Genomic DNA, 17,165 nt, shown 5'->3' with positions numbered 1-17,165 from the left:
GGGGCGCGGCCCCGACGGGGGCGCCGTCAAGGGGCGCCGCCGTCCGACGCCGTTCGCTCAAGGAGGCCGCACACGTGACGGAACAGGCACAGGTGCCAGGGGCGCCGAGGCCGGCGCAGGACACGGAGGCCGCGCCCGGCGAGGTCCTGGCCCAGGAGCGGAGGCTCCGCAAGGACCTCGGCTTCTGGGGCCTCACGGCCATCGGCTTCTCCAACATCGTCGGCTCCGGCTGGCTCTTCGCCGCCCTCTACGCCGCGCAGATAGCCGGGCCCGCGGCCCTGCTGTCCTGGGTCGCCGCGGGCATCCTGTGCGCGCTCGTGGCGCTCGTCATGGTGGAGCTGGGCGCCACCAGACCGGAGGGCGGCGGCACGGTCCGCTGGCCGCTGTACGCCAGCGGCCGGCTGGTGGGCACGGTCATCGGATGGTCGGTGCTGCTGTCCGTCGGCGGCACCGCCGCCGAGATCGCGGCGATCATGCAGTACGCGGCGCACTACGTGCCCGGCCTGTACTCCGGCGACAGCATCACCGGCGCCGGCCTCGCCGTGGCCGCCGCGCTCAGCGTGGTGCTGACGGTGCTCAACTGGTTCGCGGTCCGCCTCTTCGCGCGGATGAACAACCTGGTGTCCGTGCTCAAGGTCGCCATCCCCGTGGTCACCGTGGTGGCGCTCTTCCTCTCCGGCACGCACGGCGGCCGGCTGACCGACCACGGCGGCTTCGCGCCCTACGGCTACGCGGCCTGCCTGACCGCGCTGGCGAGCGGCGGCATCGTCTACTCGGTGAACGGCTTCCAGGCCCCGCTGGACTTCTCCGGCGAGGCCCGCAACCCGCGCCGCACCGTCCCCGCGGCCGTGCTCGCCGGCATCGGCCTCGCGGTGGTCGTGTACCTGGCGTTGCAGCTCGCGTTCCTGTACACGGTGCCCGACTCGGTCCTCGGCCACGGCTGGCACGGCGTCGACTTCGACTCGCCGTTCGGGCAGCTCGCCCTGATCCTCAACCTGCACTGGCTGGCCACCCTGCTGTACGCGGACGCCGTGCTGTCCCCCGGCGGCTCCGCGTACGTGGGGGTCGCGATCGACGCCCGGCACACCTACGCGCTCGCCAAGAACCGCCTGCTGCCGCGCTGGTTCATGCGGATCGACCCGCGGCACGGCATGCCGCACCGGGCGCTGGTGCTCAACCTGGCCGTGATCGTCGTCTTCATGCTGCCGTTCGGCGGCTGGCAGGACATCGTCAGCGTGATGGGCGACATGTACCTGCTGATATACGCGGCCTCCGCGGTGGCCGCCGCGGCGTTCCGCGCCCACGACCGGGACCGGGGCCTGCCGCGGACGGCGGGGCAGGTGCCGGGGATGCGCTGGATAGCCCCGCTCAGCTACGTCGTGGCCAGCGAGTTCGTCTACTGGTCCGGCTGGCACGACCTGCGGCTCGCGCTGCCGCTGGTCCTGGTCGGCGTGCCGCTCTACCTGGGCCTGCGGTACGGGGACCGGCGGACCGCGGCACGCGGCGGCGAGGCGGACGGCCCGGACGCCGCCCCGGTCCGGAGCCCCCTGGAGGAGGTGCGCCGGGGCGCGTGGCTGGTGGTGCACCTGGCGGTCCTCACGCTGCTGTCCTGGCTGGGCACGTTCGGCGGATCGGGCCACCTGCCCGCTCCCTGGGACAGCGTGACGGTCGGGGTGGTCGCGCTCGGGGTGTTCGCGTGGGCGGTACGGTCCGGTGCCGGGCACCTGAGGACGTCGCCGCCGCCGGTGGGGGTGGGCGCGGAGGCGTGAGGACGGGATCGGCATGACGGAGACGGGTACGACGGGGACGGGGACGGCCGGGATCGGTACGACCGGGATCGGCATGACGGGGATCGGTACGACGAGAGGAACGGAACCACCATGCGGATCGGCATAGCCCTTCCGAACACCACCACAGGCACCGACGGCCCGCTGATGATGGACTGGGCGCGCCGCGCCGAGGAGCGCGGGTTCGCGTTCCTCTCCACCATCGGGCGGGTGCCGTACCCGTCGTTCGACTCGCTCACGTCGCTCGCCGCGGTCGGCGGCGCGACCTCGCGCATCGGCCTGCTCACGAACGCGGTGCTGGGGCCGACGTACCCGGACGCGGTGCTGGCGAAGATCACGTCCACGCTGGCCCAGCTCACCGGCGACCGGCTCACGCTGGGGCTCGGCGTGGGCGCCCGCGAGTCGGACTACCGCGCCTCCGAGCGCGACTTCGACGGCCGGGGCGCCGCCTTCGACCGCCAGCTGGAGTACCTGCACCGGGCCTGGCGCGGTGAGCCCGTCGAGCCCGGGGACTTCCCCGGCGAGCACCGGGCCGTCGCGCCCGCGGGCAACGCGGTTCCGGTCCTGATCGGCGGGCACAGCAAGCGCGCCGTGCGCCGCACCGTCCGCTGGGGCGCCGGCTGGACCGGCGCCGGCGGCGGCCCGCGCCGTGCCGAGCCGACGATCCGCGAGATCCGGGACGCCTGGCGGGAGGCGGGCCGCGAGGGCGAGCCCCGCCTCCTCGGCCTCGCGTACTTCGCCGCCGACCTCCGCCACGAGGCCGAGTCCGACCGCTACATCCGCGGCTACTACGCCTACGCCGGCGACCACGCGAACACCATCGCGGAGGGCGTCGTCCGCACCCCCGCCGCCATCCGCGCCATCATCGACGACTTCGCGTCCGTCGGCATGACGGAGATCACCTTCACGCCGACGGTGGCGCGGCTTGAGGAGGTGGACCGGCTGGCGGACCTGGTGCTGTGAGGTACCTCGCGCCGTGCCGGCGCGACACCGCCTGGGGGCGCCTAGGACCCGTTCAGGTAGGCGAGGACCGCGAGGACCCGGCGGTTGCCGTCCCCGTCGTCGGTGATGCCGAGCTTGCCGAACAGGGAGGTCGTGTGCTTGCCGATGGCGCTCTCGCTGAGGAAGAGGCGGCGGCCGATGGCCTGGTTGGACAGCCCCTCCGCCATGAGGCCCAGCACGGAGTGCTCGCGTTCGGTGAGCCGGTCGAGCCCCCGGCCCGGCGCTCCCCCGGACAGCAGTCTGGCGATGACGGCCGGGTCCATGGCCGTTCCGCCGCCCGCGACGCGTTCCAGCGCGCCGATGAACTGGTCGGCGTCGAACACGCTCTCCTTCAGGAGGTAGCCGACGCCGCCGGAGCCGTCGGCCAGCAGCTCCCGGGCGTAGAACTGCTCGACGTGCTGGGACAGGATCAGGACCGGCAGGCCGGGCATCTCGTCCCGCGCGGCGATGGCGGCCCGCAGGCCCTCGTCCGACTGGCTCGGCGGCATGCGGACGTCGATGACGGACACGTCCGGGCGCCAGGTCCGCAGCGCGTCGAGCGTCTCGGGTCCGGTGGCCGCCGTCGCCACCACCTCGTGGCCGCACGCCTCGATCAGGCGGACCATCCCGTCACGCAGCAGGTACAGGTCTTCGGCTACGACGATTCGCATGGCACCGCCATCCTGACACGGGTCGGGCCGCCCGCCGGGCTGGTGATCTCCAGGCTGCCGTCGAAGACCGCGAGCCGGCGGCGCAGGCCCGCGAGCCCTCCGCCGGCCTCGGCACCGGCCCCGCCCCGGCCGTCGTCCTCGACCTCGACGACGATGCCGGCCTCGTCGCGGGCGAGGCGGACGTGCGCCCGGGTCGCATGGGCGTGCCTGACCGCGTTGGTCAGCAGTTCGGCGACGCCGAAGTAGACGGCGGACTCGACCGGGGCGTCCAGGCGCACCCCGGCGCCTGCGCTGACGGCCACGTCGAGGGGGACGTCCAGGGCCAGCGCGCGGACGGCGTCGACGAGCCCCCGCTCGGTGAGCACCGGCGGGCTGATCCCGCGGACCAGCTCGCGGAGCTCGGCCAGCGAGGCGGTGGCGCCGACCTGTGCCTCGCGCATCAGCGCCCTGGCGCGCTCGGGGTCGCTGTCCATCAGCTTCTCGGCGGTCGCGAGGGAGAGTCCGAGCGAGATCAGGCGGGCCTGCGCCCCGTCGTGCAGGTCCCGTTCGATCCGGCGGATCTCGGCGGCCTGCGCGACCGTAGTGTCCGCGCGCTGGGCGGTCAGCTCGTCCACCCGGTCGGCCAGCGCCATCGAGGGCGACGGGCGCAGGAAGCGGACGGCCACCGGTTCCAGGGTCCGCCAGGCGTACGGGGCGCCGGCGACGGCCACGACCAGGCCGAGCACGCCTGCGAGGCGCGCGGCGGGCGCCTGCTGCCCGAGCCCGAGGACCGCCGCGGCCACGCCGGCCGGCGGCAGGCACGCGACGACGCCGGCGGTGAGCGGCAGGACCGCCGTGAACCTCAGATCGCGCCAGTTGGCGGGATCACGCCACCGGACCCGCATCCTCTGGTCCATGAGCGCGTCGCGGCGGCTGCGCTCGTAGCCGAAGCCGTTCCACCAGTAACCGGTGGACATCCGCGTCACCGGCCCGGCCTGCCGGTATCCGGGCGCTATGACGGTGCCGGTCCACCGCGCGACGAGGAACCGGACCATCCGGCTCACCGGCCGGACGAGGGCGAGCGTCCCGACGCACCCCCACACCACCGGGGCCACCCACGACCACGGGTTCCCCGCCCCCCACCAGACCCCCAGCGCCACGGCACCGCCCCACACGGCCGGCACCGGCACGCAGACCCCCACCACGACACACGCCCGCACGAACCCCACCCCGGCCCGCGCCGCCCACGCCCCCACCTGTCGCATGACTCTTCCTCCGCCTTCCGCTCGGTGCCCCCACTGTGCACCGCACGGAGCCCGGCTCCGCCCGGAAAGGCCGGGGAGTGGGGCTGGCCCCACCTGGTCGTGGGGGCAGGCCGACACCGCGGCGGGTTCCGAGGACACCGAAGCCCGCGACCCGCTCGACCCGCTCCGCAGGACAGGGAGGTCGCCGTGTCGAGGTGCGCGACAACGGACCAGGGCATGCCGAGGTGTCCGAGCCCGGGTGGGCTTGGGGGGCACGGTCCGCGGGTGCCGGGCCGACACCACTGCGGGTCCCGAGGGCACCGAAGCCCACGACCCGCCTGCCCCGCTCACTCGGGCACGAAGTCGTACTCCAGCTCGTAAAGATGCCCCGCCTTCACCATCACGGTGGCCTCCACCGGACGGTTGCCGTCGCTGTGGACGGTGCGGAGGGTCCGCAGGACGGGGAGGTCGCCGGGGAGGCGCAGCAGGCGGTACTGCTCCTGGGTCGGTACACGGGCGGAGACGCGGTCGACGCTGCGGCGGGGCGGGTGGCCGAGGGTGGTGAGGAGGGTCGGTGTGCCGCCCTTGATCTTCCGCTTCACGGCCAGGGCGGTGCCCTCGGCGATGTCCAGGGGGTAGTAGGACCAGACGAGTTCCACGGGCTCGTCGGCGAAGGACAGGAGCTGGAACCTCAGCAGGGCACGCTCGGGCGCTGCTCCGTCCCGGGTGAGGCCGAGAGCCGACGCCACGTCGGCCGGGGGCGTCTCCCGGGCGACCCCGAGCAGTGTGCTCTGGGCCTGCCTGCCCCGTTCGTCGGTCTCGCCGAGCCGCCCGAGCCATCCGTAGGGCTCGCCGGGAGGCGAGGGAGTCAGGGAGGACGCCGGATGGACGGTGCGCTGGCGGTGTTCGCGTACCGTGACGGCCGCACCCGCCCGGCCCACCACGAGCCGTTCATCCTTGAGGAGCTGGAGCGCCTTCTGCACGGTGGCGTTGGAGGCGTCGAAGCGGGCCTTGAGCTGCGCCGTGGACGGCACCTTCGCGCCGGGCGGCAGATCGCCGCTCATGATCTCGTCCCGGAGGTCGGCCGCGATACGCGCGTGCAGGGAGCGGCGGTCGTCTGCTTCGCCGGTCGGGCCGGTGTCGTTGTGGGGCATCCTCAGCCGATCCGCATCTCGTAGCGCAGCCGCTGCCGCGCGGCCGGCATCGTCATCCTGTCCGCCTGGATGGGGCGCCCCGTGGCGTCGGATGTGCGTCGGACCAGCCTCAGCACCGGTTCGTCGGGGCTGAGCCGGAGCAGTTCCCGCTCGGCGGGGTCCGGCATGCGGGCCGTCACGTCTTCACGGACGAGGACGCCGACGTGCCCCAGCTCGGCGAGCAGGGAGACCGCGCCGCCGCGGATCTTGCCGGTCCTGGCGAGCGGCGTGCCACGGGCGATGTCGGCCGGGTAGTACGTGTCCGTCAGCTCGCAGGGCACGCCGTCGAGTTCCATGACGCGGCGGCGTACGATCACGATCTCGCCCTCCGACACCCCCAGCAGCACGGCCACTTCGCCATCGGCCGCCACCTCTCCGGCCTCGACAATCCGCTGCCCGCCCTTGCCTCCGCGCGCGGCGGCCTCGGCACTCCAGGCGTCGGACGGCCCGTCCGCCGTGCGCGGCGTCAGGTAGGGCAGCGAGCTGCCGACCCATGGGGCGTGGCTCATGGAGGTGTCCTTCCCGCGGGTGGCTCTCCTTATCGCCTGAACACGTTGCCTTACTGGTTTTCGTGAAAGGTGATGTGCGAGGTCAACCCGAAGTGCCCGAGTCCCGAGATGGGCGGACCGCTAGCTGGGGCCCGGCGCGGGCAAAGGGTACGAGCCGCCCTTGACGACTCGCCCCTGCTCTCACCCGCCCGTGGCCGACCCCCCAGCCGGCCCGCCGGACGCCGGCCCGCCGGATGCCGGCCCGCCGGATGCCGGCCCGCCGGATGCCGGCCCGCCGGATGCCGGCCCGCCGGATGCCGGCCCGCCGGATGCCGGCCCGCCGGATGCCGGCCCGCCGGATGCCGGCCCGCCGGATGCCGGCCCGCCGGATGCCGACGCGCCCGTGGACGCGCCCTGCCTCAGGTCCTTGACCACGGCCTCAAGCTCTCCGATCTGGTCGGCCAGGGCCGTCGTCGTCGGGCTGTCGCCCTCGCGGAGGAGTGACTCGATCTGCATCAGGCGCCAGGTGATCTCCGTGAGCCGTTCCGTGTAGCCCGCGTCCTCGCCCTGGTCGGCGATCAGGAGCCGGCGCAGCTGCTCGGTCTGGACGGCGAGCTGGCGGTTCTTGCGGTGCAGTTCCAGGAACACGCTGACCTTCGTGCGCAGCACCCAGGGGTCGATGGGCTTCGCCAGGAAGTCGGCGGCGCCCACGGCGTAGCCGCGGTAGGCGTAGTCGGGGTCCACGTCGGTGCCGGTGAGGAGGATGATCGGCACGTCCTTGGTCTGGTCGAGCCGCTTGATGTTCCCCGCCGTCTCGAAGCCGTCCATGCCCGGCATCAGGATGTCGAGGAGGACGACGGCGAACTGCTGCCGCAGCATCGCCTTGAGCGCCTCTTCGCCGGAGTGGGCGAAGACCACTCGCTGGCCGAGCGGTCCGAGCACCGCCGCCAGCGCGACCAGGTTCTCCTCCATGTCGTCGACGATGAGGATGCTGGACCTCTCGGGCGTGGTGGCGACGGGTGATGCGGATGCTGATGTGGATGCTGGTGTGCTCATGTGGACTTTCCTCGTGGCGGCGCCGACTCTCCTGACTCTTCCTCCCCCTCGTTCCGGCCGGCCGGTTCCGTGCCGGCGGTGCGCTCCCGGGCGGATCCGGTGGATCCGCCGGATCCGGCGCCGACGGTCCGCTCCTCCCCGGACTCCCGGCCGGCGGTGCGTTCCTCGTCCTCGGCGGGCTCCCCGCCCGGGCGGGCCTCACCGCGAGCCTCACCGTGAACCTCGCTTCCGGGCTCCTCCCCGGTGGGCCCCTCGCCCCCGCCGGGCCTCTCACCCTCACCAGGCCCCTCGCCCTCGACCGGCTCCCCGTCCCTCGATTCGAGCTGCTCGTAGATCGCCGACAGGAGCTGGTCGACGTTCACCGGCTTGGGGACGTATCCGTCCGCGCCGGATTCGAGTGCCTTCTCGCGGTCGCCGGGCATCGCCTTCGCCGTGAGCGCGATGATCGGCAGGTCCGCGAGGCGCGGGGTGGCGCGGATGGTGCGGATCGCCTCGTACCCGTCGATCTCCGGCATCATGATGTCCATCAGCACCAGCGAGATCTCCGGCGAGCGGTCCAGCACCTCGAAGCCCTCCCGGCCGTTCTCCGCGTACTTCACGGAGATGCCGACGCGGCCGAGCATGTGGGTCAGGGCGAAGACGTTGCGGATGTCGTCGTCGACGATCAGGATGTGCCGGCCGGTCAGCATCCGGCCGGGCCGTCCGCTCAGCCACTGCTTCAGCCGGGTCGTCTCCGGCCAGGCCTCCTCGCGGTCCTCGTCGGGTGCGCGGTAGGGGGAGAGCGCCTCGGCGGTGCTCAGCTCGACCGGTTCCGCCCCGGCGGGCGCCGTGCCGGCCGCGGGCGCCGGTCCGCCCTCCGCGGCGGGTGCGGTCTCCGCCTCCGGGGCCCCCGTGGCAGGCCCGGCCCCTGCCGGACCCGCCCCGGGAGCCCGCTCCTCCCCGCCTGGCTCCGGCAGCACCGTCGGTGTGCCGGCCGACGCGAACACGTCGTCCCCGCGGCCCGTCCCCGCACCGGGCCGCCGCCCGCCGGAGGAGCGGCCCGCGAGCCCGCCGCCCGCAGCGGCACCGCCACCGGGGCTCGGCGGCCCGACGGCCGCCCCGGCACCGGCCGCCCCGGCCGCACCCGCGGTCCCCGCCTCACTGCCGAGGATCTCCGCCACCTTCTCGCCCCCCGCACCGATCCCGGGCGTCGCGCTCCCCGTGGCCGCCGCGAGCGCCCTGGTGGGCAGCTGGGCCGGTATGTAGAGGGTGAAGCGCGAGCCGACGCCCTCCTCGCTCTCGGCGTCGATCCGGCCGCCGAGCAGTCCGGCGATCTCCCTGCTGATGGAGAGGCCGAGGCCGGTGCCGCCGTACTTGCGGTTGGTGGTGCCCTCCGACTGCTGGAACGCCTCGAACACCACCGCCAGCTTCTCCGGCGGGATGCCGATGCCGGTGTCCTTCACGGAGAAGGCGATGACGGACTCGGCGTCACGCAGGGTGATCTCCTCGAACGCGGACGGCGGCACGGGCTCCACGCGCAGCTCGATGCCGCCGGAGTTCGTGAACTTCACGGCGTTGGAGAGAAGGTTCCGCAGCACCTGCTGGATGCGCTGCTCGTCGGAGTACAGCTCCCTGGGGACGTTCTCGCCTACCGAGATGTCGAAGCCCAGGCCGCGGTCGATGGTGAGCGGCCGGAACGTGGCGTGCACGTAGTCGAGCAGCTTGGTCAGCGGCAGGTTCTTCGGGCGGACGTCCATCCGGCCCGCCTCGACCTTCGACAGGTCCAGGATGTCGTTGATCAGCTGGAGCAGGTCCGCGCCGGAACGGTGGATCGTGCCGGCGAACTCGACCTCCTGTCCTGACAGGTGGCCGTCCGGGTTGTCGGCGAGCAGCCGGGCCAGGATGAGCAGGGAGTTGAGCGGCGTGCGCAGCTCGTGCGACATGTTCGCCAGGAACTCCGACTTGTACTGCGAGGAGGTGGCCAGCAGCGCCGCCTTCTCCTCCAGCTCGGCGTTGGACCGCTGGAGTTCGTCGGAGCGCTTGCGCAGCTCGGAGGTGAGGCGCTGGGACTCCGACAGCAGCGCCTCCGTGCGGGCGTTGGCGAGGATGGTGTTGAACGAGACGCCGATGGTGTGCGCGAACTGGTCGACGAACGTGAGCTGGATCTCGTTGAACGCGCTGAACGACGCCAGCTCGATGACTCCCAGCAGCCTGTCCTCGAAGAGGATCGGCAGGATGAGGATGCTGGAGGCGGGGGAGGCGCCGAGGCCGGAGCGCACGGTCACGTAGTCGGGCGGGGCGTCCTCGATGAGGATGCGCCGCTTCTCCCGCAGGGCCTGCGACACCAGGCCGCGCAGCGGCGACTCCGCCTTGAGGTCCTCGCGGCCCCGGCCGCCGATGCCGTAGTCGGCGATCAGCTCCAGGCCCTCGCCGGGCCTGGCCGCGGAGTCGACCAGGAAGAACACCTCGGAGTGCGCGTTCACCAGCGGCGCCAGCTCGCGCAGGATCAGATCGGCGACCTCGACCAGGTCCCGGTGGCCCTGCATCAGGCCGGCGATACGGGTCAGGTTGGACTCCAGCCAGTCCTTGGTGCGGGTGGTCTCGCGCAGGTTCGACACCATGCGGTTGACGTTGTCCTTGAGGTCGGCGACCTCGCCCTGCGCCTCCACCGTGACCGAGCGGGACATGTCGCCCTTGGCGACGGAGCTCGCGACCTCGCCGATCGCGCGGACCTGCGTGGTGAGGTTCAGCGCCAGCTCGTTCACGCCGGTGGTCAGCCGCTTCCAGTTGCCGGACACGCCCTCGACGCGGGCCTGGCCGCCGAGCTGCCCCTCGCTGCCGACCTCGCGGGCCACGCGGGTGACCTCCGACGAGAAGGCGGACAGCGTGTCGACCATGGTGTTGAGGGTGGTCTTGAGTTCGAGGATCTCGCCGCGTGCGTCGACGTCGATCTTCTTGGAGAGGTCGCCGTTGGCGACGGCGGTGGCGACCTGGGCGATGTTGCGGACCTGGGAGGTGAGGTTGGACGCCATGAAGTTGACGTTGTCCGTGAGGTCCTTCCACACCCCCGACACCCCGTGCACCTGGGCCCGGCCGCCGAGGTTGCCCTCGGTGCCGACCTCGCGGGCCACGCGCGTGACCTCGTCGGCGAAGTCCCGCAGCTGCTGGACCATGCTGTTCACGGTCGTCTTGAGTTCGAGGATCTCGCCGCGTGCGTCGACGTCGATCTTCTTGGAGAGGTCTCCGTTGGCGACGGCCGTGGTGACCTGGGCGATGTTGCGGACCTGGGAGGTGAGGTTCGACGCCATGAAGTTGACGTTGTCGGTGAGGCCCTTCCAGACCCCGGAGACGTCCCGCACCTGCGCCTGACCGCCGAGGTTGCCCTCGGTGCCGACCTCGCGGGCCACGCGCGTGACCTCGTCGGCGAACGCCGAGAGCTGGTCGACCATGGTGTTGAGGGTGGTCTTGAGTTCGAGGATCTCGCCGCGTGCGTCGACGTCGATCTTCTTGGAGAGGTCGCCGTTGGCGACGGCGGTGGCGACCTGGGCGATGTTGCGGACCTGGGAGGTGAGGTTCGACGCCATGGAGTTGACGTTGTCGGTGAGGTCCTTCCACACGCCGCTGACGTCCCGGACGTGGGCCTGACCGCCGAGGTTGCCCTCGGTACCGACCTCGCGGGACACCCGCGTGACCTCGTCGGCGAACGCCGAGAGCTGGTCGACCATCGTGTTCACGGTGCTCATCAGCTGGCGGATCTCGCCCTTCGCGTCCACCGTGATCTTCTGGCTGAGGTCGCCGCGTACCACCGCCGTGGTGACCTGGGCGATGTTGCGGACCTGGGAGGTGAGGTTGGACGCCATGAGGTTGACGTTGTTCGTGAGGTCCCGCCAGACCCCCTTCACGTCGCGTACCTGGGCCTGGCTGCCGAGGGTGCCGTCGGTGCCGACCTCGCGGGCCACGCGGGTGACCTCGTCGGCGAACGCCGAGAGCTGGTCGACCATGGTGTTCACGGTGAGCTTCAGCTCCAGCAGCTCGCCCGCGGTCTCGACGGTGACCTTGCGGGTCAGGTCGCCGCTCGCCACCGCCGTCGTCACGGCCGAGATGTCACGGACCTGGGCGGTCAGCCGGGACGCCATCGTGTTGACGGCCTCCGTCAGGCTCCGCCAGGAACCGGAGAGCCCCCGGACGCTGGCGCGCCCGCCGAGCCGTCCCTCCGTGCCGACCTCGTGCGCGACCCGCATGACCTCGCCGGTGAACGAGGACAGGTGGTCGACCACACGGTTCAGGCCCACCGCCAGGCTGCGCAGGTCGCCGTGGAGCTGCCGGGTGCCGACCCGCAGCTCCATCTGCTTGCTGAGGTCGCCCTCCGCGACCGCCTCCAGCACCCTGGTGGCGTTCACCATCGGCAGGGCCAGGGCCTCCACCAGCTGGTTCGTGTCCCTGACCGTGCTCTCCCAGGCGCCGGGGCCCGGGCTGTCCGAGAGCCGCTCGTCGAGCATGCCCTCCCTGCTGACCACGCGCCGCACCCGGCGCACCTCGGTGGACAGGTGCTCGTTGCGGGCGGCGACGCGGTTGACCGCGTTCGCCAGCTCGCCGAGCAGGCCATCGCCGTTCTCCGCCATCCGTACGGAGAAGTCGCCGTCGCACAGAGACCTGAGCGTGCCCAGGAGTGGCCGCAGGTCCTCGACGCGCACCGTCTCCGCGTTCCGCTCCATGGCGTCCGTCATGCCGTTCCCTGGGGTCGTGGCCCGGGGCGCCGGATCGGCCAAGAGTGACTGCCCTACTCGGCAATCCAGGCACTCCGGATGAGAAGGGTTATCTACGTCACTATAGTGTCTTTTAGGGCAACCGTTCGAGTCAGGAGGGCTCTGTGCAGGAGCCACCCCTCTCCCGGGCGGATTCCGGTCCGGTACCCGAGGGGCCGGGATCCGGTGCGGGTACGCAGCGAGCGGGTGCCGGCCCCGCCGCGAACGGGCCGGCACCCGGTAGGGAGAGCCGGGTGGGCGTCGGCCCGGTCCCGGACCGTCCCGGCTCCGGCGCGGGAACGCGGCTGCCCGCGAGCCAGGTGGCGCCCTCCCGGGCCCGCGCCTTCGTACGGGCGGTGATCACCGAGCGGGCCCTGTCGACGTCCTCCCTCGGCCGCCCCGCCGAGCGCCTCGCGGACGACGCCGCGCTGCTCGTCGGCGAGCTGACGACGAACGCCCTGATCCACGCGGGCACCACGATGGACGTGATCTGCCAGGTGGAGACGGCGTGGGACCGGGACGGCGAGCTGACGGGCGCCAGGATCGAGGTCGTCGACCGGCAGCCCTCGGGCACGGTGCCCGGCGCCTCCGCCACGCGCGGCAGCGGGCGGGGCCTCGGCCTCCAGATCGTCGGCGCGCTCGCGGAGTCGTGGGGGGTGACCTACCGGCGCAAGGAGAAGGCCGTCTGGTGCCGGCTGCGGATCGCCGACTCCGACGAGTCCGAAGCCCCCGTCGGCCCGCTGAACACGGCCCTGTACCGGCAGCTGGAGGCCAGCGAGGTGGCGCATCCGTCCGCCCAGGTCGAGTACCACGGTGCCGCCGGGCCCGCCGCGCACGGCGGGACGTTCCTCGCGGAGGCCAGCGAGCTCCTCTCCGGCCAGCTCGACGAGGGCATGGTCGCCGCCCTGGCCGGCCAGCTCATGGTGCCGAGGCTCGCCGACTGGTGCGCGGTCTGGCTCGCCACCGAGGCCGGCGACATGCGGCTCGCCAGCGTCTGGCACATGGACGAGCGCCGCATCGCCCCCCTCCGCCGCCAGCTGGAGCCCGACCCGCCGCCCTGCGAGCTGTGGACCGCGGGCCTGGCCTGGCCGTGGCCGGAGGCCGCCGACGGCGACCCCGGAGGCTCGGCGCTGGCCTTCTCCATGGTGTCCGGCGGCGAGTGCCGCGGCTCGCTGGTGATCGGCCGCGCCGCACCCGCCGAGATCACCGACTCCGCCGCACGCACCACGGAGGACGTGGCACGCAGGATCGCCCAGGCCCTGGACACGGCCCGCCGGTACGCCCGCCAGACCAGCATCAGCACGGCCCTGCAACGCCGCCAGCTCCCCGCCTCGCTCGGCAGCCTGCCCGGCGTGGAGTCCGCGATCGTCTACGAGCCGCACGCCAGCGGCCTGACCGTCGGCGGCGACTTCTACGACCTGTTCCCCACCGGTGACGGCCGCTGGTGCTTCCTGCTCGGCGACGTCCAGGGCAAGGACGCGGAGGCGATGTCGGTGACCGGCCTCACCCGCCACATGGTGCGGTTGCTGGCCCGCGAGGGACACGGCGTCGAGGCGGTGCTCGGCTGGCTGAACGCGGTCATGGCGGAGGACGCGGCGGAGGCGGTGAGCGTCGCCGTCGAGGGCGCCCAGCCGAGGTTCCTGAGCATGGTCTACGGCGAACTGACCCCCGACCCGCACGCCGGCGGCGCCCAGTGCACCCTGGCCAGCGCGGGCCACCCGCTGCCCCTGCGGATGACCGCCGGCGGAAAGGTCCAGTCCGTCGCCGAGTCGCAGATGCTGCTCGGCATCGACGAGGACACCGACTTCACCGCGGAGTCCTTCCTCCTCGCACCCGGCGAGACCCTGCTGTGCGTCACCGACGGCGTCACCGAGCGCCGCGACGGCCAGCGGCAGCTGGACGACGGGGACGGCCTGGCCCGGATCCTCGCCGGCTGCGCGGGCATGGGCGCGATGGCGATCGCGGAACGCGTCCGCCAGGCGACGCACGACTTCAGCCCCGAGCCGGTGGAGGACGACCTGGCGGTCGTAGTCCTTCACGCGACGCCGCCGGGGGGTGGGCGTCGGGGGGCGTAGGGTCACTTCCAGGGGGTCACTTCGCGGGGGTCACTTCCAGACGACGAAGTAATCGTCGGCGACGAAGGGAAGCTCGAACACCATCCCGTACGTGCGGCGCAGATCGGCCACGCTGGTGGAGGCCGGCTCGCGCAGGCAGCGCCGCAGCGTCGGCGGGCCCCTGGGTGCGCACGGGCGGGGTTCGCCGATCAGTTCGCGCTTGCCCCTGCTCTCCTCGTTCCCCTCGCTCTTCACCTGGTCCCATCGGAGCGTGACCGGAGCCGCGCTGAGCAGCGTCGGTTCGCCGGTCCCCGGCCCTTGCGGGTCGCCGGTCCTGCCCCGGTAGTAGTCCACGACCGTGCGCGCGTACTGGAAGTCGTGGGCGAAGGGAATGGGGGACCCCGTGCGGTCCCCCGCGGTGAGGATCCCGTCGATCGTGTCGGCCATATGGCGGGGATCGGCGCCGAAATAGGCGGTGGCGTACAGGGTGCAGCGGATTTTGTACCGGTCGTCGCCGGTGGAGTAGAACCACTCCTTCGCCGTCCCGCCGGCGCACGTGTCCTCCAGGGCGAGGAGGCCGAGCGTGAGCGGGGTGCCGGTGTCCCAGGCGGCGACGGTGTCGCGGATGGCCGACTCGGCCTGCTGACGTGCCTTCACGGCGTCGGGGCCGGCGGCGAGTTCGCGCACGGTCTTCCCGTCGGTCGCGCCCCCGCAGGCGGCGAGCGCGGGGACCAGCAGCAGAACGGCCGCGACCGGCATGGCGACCCGCGAGGTGGTGGTCATGGCGGCCATCGTTTTCCAGCGGATGGGCTGCTGCTATCCGTACGGGTACTCATCCGGGCACTCAAAGGGCACGGGGGCGTACGGAAACCGGGGGAGTCCGGGAACGCCGCTCACGGCCTCCCCGGCGTCACCCTTTCGGTTCGTACCGCATCGCGACGGCCCCCGAGCCGAACTCCCACCGGCCCACGAGCCTCAAGTCGACCTGCTTGGACAGCCCCGCGAACAGCGTCGGCCCATGTCCTACCAGCCTGGGCTGCACCACGAACTCGTACTCATCGATCAATCCCATTTCCGCGAGGGCCAGCGGGAGCTTCACTCCGCCCACGAACAGACCGTTACCTGGCTCCTGCTTGAGCTGCTGAACGGCATTTCGCAAGTCCCCGCGTACGAACTCCGCGTTCCAGTCGACCCGTTCCAGGCTGCTCGACACGACGTACTTCTTCGCCGCGTCGATGGTCCGGGCGAAGGGTTCCATCCAGTCGGGCCAGTCGGTCGTTGCTCCCGCGCGCGCCGACGGCCGCCAGGCCGCCTCCATCATGTCGTAGGTAACCCGGCCGAAGAGCAGGGCATCGGCTTGGGCGATGTTCTCGGTCGCGTGGCGGTGCAATTCCTCGTCCGGGAGGATTTCGCGATGGTCGCAGCAGCCGTCCAGTGTGACGTTGATGGAATATCTGAGAGGTCGCATTGCGCGAGCCTAGCGCCGGTCGGGTAGGCGAGTATCGGTTCCGGACCACCAGTGCCCAGCCCCCGGGCTGGGGTGATCTCGAATCGCTCAGTCGCCACCCGGAGTCACCTCCGGGTGGTGCGCGCCGTCATTGTTCACGGTTTCGGACAGCGGCCGAAGCCACCGTCCTTTGCACTCTGGATGAACGAGGACCACACAGCAGTACCGAACCCGAGCACCGGTCCCGTCGGGTCTTTGGAGTCGCGTACGACCGGTCCGCCGCCGGCGAGCCCCGCAACCCCTGCAGGGGCCTTGACCTGCTCGGACATCTCTGCCTACGCGCACGCGTGGGCGGGCTCGTTCACGATCGTACGTGCTCGCGCGATGGGCACGGTCGCAGTGATCACAGACGCGGCGGGGGCCTGTCCGGTGTATACGGTTTCCCACGCCGATGGGGGGTGTGGGGGGCGAGTTCGCAGGCGATCTCCGGTCTGGTGGGAGGACAGGTCAACGTCGACTGGCTCGCTTCGTACCTGGTCGACGTCCAGTGGCAGACGCGGGGGCGGAGCGCATGGGCGGGCGTCGACCTCGTGCCCGCAGGGCACCGCCTTGTGCTGATGGATTGCCGATCAGGAGGAACGGCCGATCGAAGAGCCGCCTGAGACCTCCCTGTACACAACGATCTGCACACCGGACGGCCCCGGACCACGACACCGGGGTTCGAGAGGAGCCATCCCGTGAGCCAGCCTCACATTCTCTTGCGCGGCGACCGGCTCGCCCTGGGCCTGCCGCGGCAGGAGCTGTTGCCCGAATACCACCGTTGGGAGAACGATCCCGGGACGATCCTGGGATACGGCACCCAGATGCCGACGGCCTGGGAGGTCCGCGCCGCCGGTTGGGAGGCCCAGGCGAGGAGCGAGATGCGCCGCTCTTTCGAAGTCGTGCGGCTGGAGGACGAACAAGCCATCGGAATGACCGTGCTCTACGTCGATCAGGCTGTACAACGAGCCGAGTACATCATTCTTCTGGCCCCGGAGGCGCGCGGGAACCACTACGCCACCGAGGCGACCACCCTGACGCTCGACTGGGCGTTCAACCTGGCCGCCCTGCGCGGCGTCTGGCTCAAGGTCCTGGAACCCAACAGGGCCGGCATCGTCGCCTACGAGAAGGCGGGCTTCCGGCAGGCCGGGCGCCTCCGTAAGGCCGGGTACTGGCTCGGCCGATCCGTCGATGAACTCCTGATGGACGCCTTGCCCGAGGACTTCGCGGGCCCGTCCAGGGTGGCCCCGAGCAGCACCGACTGACACCGACTGACACATCCTGTTCGTCGAAGGCGGCAGCGTAGGTGCCCCTTGCCACCGCCTTCGATGGATTTTCCGGCTGTGGCTCCGCGCCAGCGGCCGAGGGAGAGGGGGCCTCTTCCGGAACGCCACCACAACGTGAAAATACAAGCACGCATGCTTGTTTTGGTTCCGGCCCCGTGCCATGCTCACCGCACATACCGCCCTGCCCCGCCCCCGGAACGGCCCCGGGACCGCGCC

12 protein-coding genes and 1 pseudogene are annotated in these 17,165 nt (G+C 72.2%); 4 read left to right on the top strand and 9 right to left on the bottom strand.

Going from position 1 to position 17,165, the window contains the following annotated elements; all coding sequences use genetic code 11:
* Positions 1–74 precede the first annotated feature (74 nt).
* Both Sm713_RS26520 and Sm713_RS26515 read left to right on the top strand, forming a co-directional pair.
* Positions 75–1,769 carry an APC family permease gene (locus Sm713_RS26520; RefSeq protein ID WP_374196072.1) on the top strand — a complete coding sequence of 565 codons (1,695 nt, stop codon included), beginning with the start codon at positions 75–77 and terminating at the stop codon, positions 1,767–1,769.
* 111 nt (positions 1,770–1,880) lie between these two features.
* The gene (locus Sm713_RS26515; RefSeq protein ID WP_212912592.1) at positions 1,881–2,750 is read left to right on the top strand and encodes an LLM class flavin-dependent oxidoreductase; all 870 of its coding nucleotides are present in this window, start codon (positions 1,881–1,883) and stop codon (positions 2,748–2,750) included.
* A gap of 41 nt (positions 2,751–2,791) precedes the next feature.
* Here Sm713_RS26515 and Sm713_RS26510 read toward each other — a convergent pair whose 3' ends face one another.
* The 6 genes and pseudogenes from Sm713_RS26510 to Sm713_RS26480 form a co-directional block, all read right to left on the bottom strand.
* The gene (locus tag Sm713_RS26510; RefSeq protein ID WP_212912591.1) at positions 2,792–3,439 is read right to left on the bottom strand and encodes a response regulator transcription factor; all 648 of its coding nucleotides are present in this window, start codon (positions 3,437–3,439) and stop codon (positions 2,792–2,794) included.
* Entirely contained in the window at positions 3,424–4,683 is a 1,260-nt protein-coding gene (locus Sm713_RS26505) for a sensor histidine kinase (RefSeq protein ID WP_212912590.1), read from the bottom strand. Before Sm713_RS26505 ends, Sm713_RS26510 begins: the two co-directional genes overlap by 16 nt.
* A gap of 326 nt (positions 4,684–5,009) precedes the next feature.
* On the bottom strand, positions 5,010–5,816 hold the full coding sequence (locus tag Sm713_RS26500; protein WP_212912589.1) for a GntR family transcriptional regulator: 807 nt from the start codon (positions 5,814–5,816) through the stop codon (positions 5,010–5,012).
* A gap of 2 nt (positions 5,817–5,818) precedes the next feature.
* Complete coding sequence (locus Sm713_RS26495; protein ID WP_212912588.1) at positions 5,819–6,364, bottom strand: GntR family transcriptional regulator; 546 nt, start codon at positions 6,362–6,364, stop codon at positions 5,819–5,821.
* Between the two features lie 390 nt (positions 6,365–6,754).
* Positions 6,755–7,399: pseudogene (locus tag Sm713_RS26490) on the bottom strand (two-component system response regulator); the annotation flags it as partial.
* Entirely contained in the window at positions 7,396–12,105 is a 4,710-nt protein-coding gene (locus Sm713_RS26480) for a HAMP domain-containing protein (protein ID WP_249416701.1), read from the bottom strand. The gene Sm713_RS26480 and the pseudogene Sm713_RS26490, both read right to left, overlap by 4 nt.
* A gap of 272 nt (positions 12,106–12,377) precedes the next feature.
* Between Sm713_RS26480 and Sm713_RS26475 the strand changes: the two genes are divergently transcribed.
* Complete coding sequence (locus tag Sm713_RS26475; RefSeq protein WP_212912587.1) at positions 12,378–14,198, top strand: SpoIIE family protein phosphatase; 1,821 nt, start codon at positions 12,378–12,380, stop codon at positions 14,196–14,198.
* Between the two features lie 30 nt (positions 14,199–14,228).
* Here Sm713_RS26475 and Sm713_RS26470 read toward each other — a convergent pair whose 3' ends face one another.
* From Sm713_RS26470 to Sm713_RS26460, 3 genes are all read right to left on the bottom strand, one after another.
* Positions 14,229–14,960, bottom strand: a complete 732-nt coding sequence (locus Sm713_RS26470) for a hypothetical protein (RefSeq protein ID WP_212912586.1) — start codon at positions 14,958–14,960, stop codon at positions 14,229–14,231.
* A gap of 127 nt (positions 14,961–15,087) precedes the next feature.
* Entirely contained in the window at positions 15,088–15,645 is a 558-nt protein-coding gene (locus Sm713_RS26465) for a dihydrofolate reductase family protein (protein ID WP_212912585.1), read from the bottom strand.
* A gap of 134 nt (positions 15,646–15,779) precedes the next feature.
* Complete coding sequence (locus tag Sm713_RS26460) at positions 15,780–15,953, bottom strand: DUF397 domain-containing protein (protein WP_212912584.1); 174 nt, start codon at positions 15,951–15,953, stop codon at positions 15,780–15,782.
* A gap of 408 nt (positions 15,954–16,361) precedes the next feature.
* Here Sm713_RS26460 and Sm713_RS26455 point away from each other — a divergent pair, with 408 nt between their 5' ends.
* Positions 16,362–16,928, top strand: coding sequence for a GNAT family N-acetyltransferase (locus Sm713_RS26455; protein ID WP_212912583.1), 567 nt, complete (start codon positions 16,362–16,364; stop codon positions 16,926–16,928).
* Positions 16,929–17,165: the final 237 nt, after the last annotated feature.

The sequence above is a fragment of the Streptomyces sp. TS71-3 genome (assembly GCF_018327685.1).
GTDB lineage: Bacteria > Actinomycetota > Actinomycetes > Streptomycetales > Streptomycetaceae > Streptomyces.
This window is presented reverse-complemented; position numbering and strand designations above follow the sequence as displayed.

What these genes read in the sequence shown, in the direction of transcription:
- Sm713_RS26515 (WP_212912592.1), top strand. Translation starts at nt 1,881, where the DNA reads ATGCGGATCGGCATAGCCCTTCCGAACACCACCACAGGCACCGACGGC.
- Sm713_RS26510 (WP_212912591.1), bottom strand. Translation starts at nt 3,439, where the DNA reads ATGCGAATCGTCGTAGCCGAAGACCTGTACCTGCTGCGTGACGGGATG.
- Sm713_RS26505 (WP_212912590.1), bottom strand. Translation starts at nt 4,683, where the DNA reads ATGCGACAGGTGGGGGCGTGGGCGGCGCGGGCCGGGGTGGGGTTCGTG.
- Sm713_RS26500 (WP_212912589.1), bottom strand. Translation starts at nt 5,816, where the DNA reads ATGCCCCACAACGACACCGGCCCGACCGGCGAAGCAGACGACCGCCGC.
- Sm713_RS26495 (WP_212912588.1), bottom strand. Translation starts at nt 6,364, where the DNA reads ATGAGCCACGCCCCATGGGTCGGCAGCTCGCTGCCCTACCTGACGCCG.
- Sm713_RS26480 (WP_249416701.1), bottom strand. Translation starts at nt 12,105, where the DNA reads ATGACGGACGCCATGGAGCGGAACGCGGAGACGGTGCGCGTCGAGGAC.
- Sm713_RS26470 (WP_212912586.1), bottom strand. Translation starts at nt 14,960, where the DNA reads ATGACCACCACCTCGCGGGTCGCCATGCCGGTCGCGGCCGTTCTGCTG.
- Sm713_RS26465 (WP_212912585.1), bottom strand. Translation starts at nt 15,645, where the DNA reads ATGCGACCTCTCAGATATTCCATCAACGTCACACTGGACGGCTGCTGC.
- Sm713_RS26460 (WP_212912584.1), bottom strand. Translation starts at nt 15,953, where the DNA reads ATGTCCGAGCAGGTCAAGGCCCCTGCAGGGGTTGCGGGGCTCGCCGGC.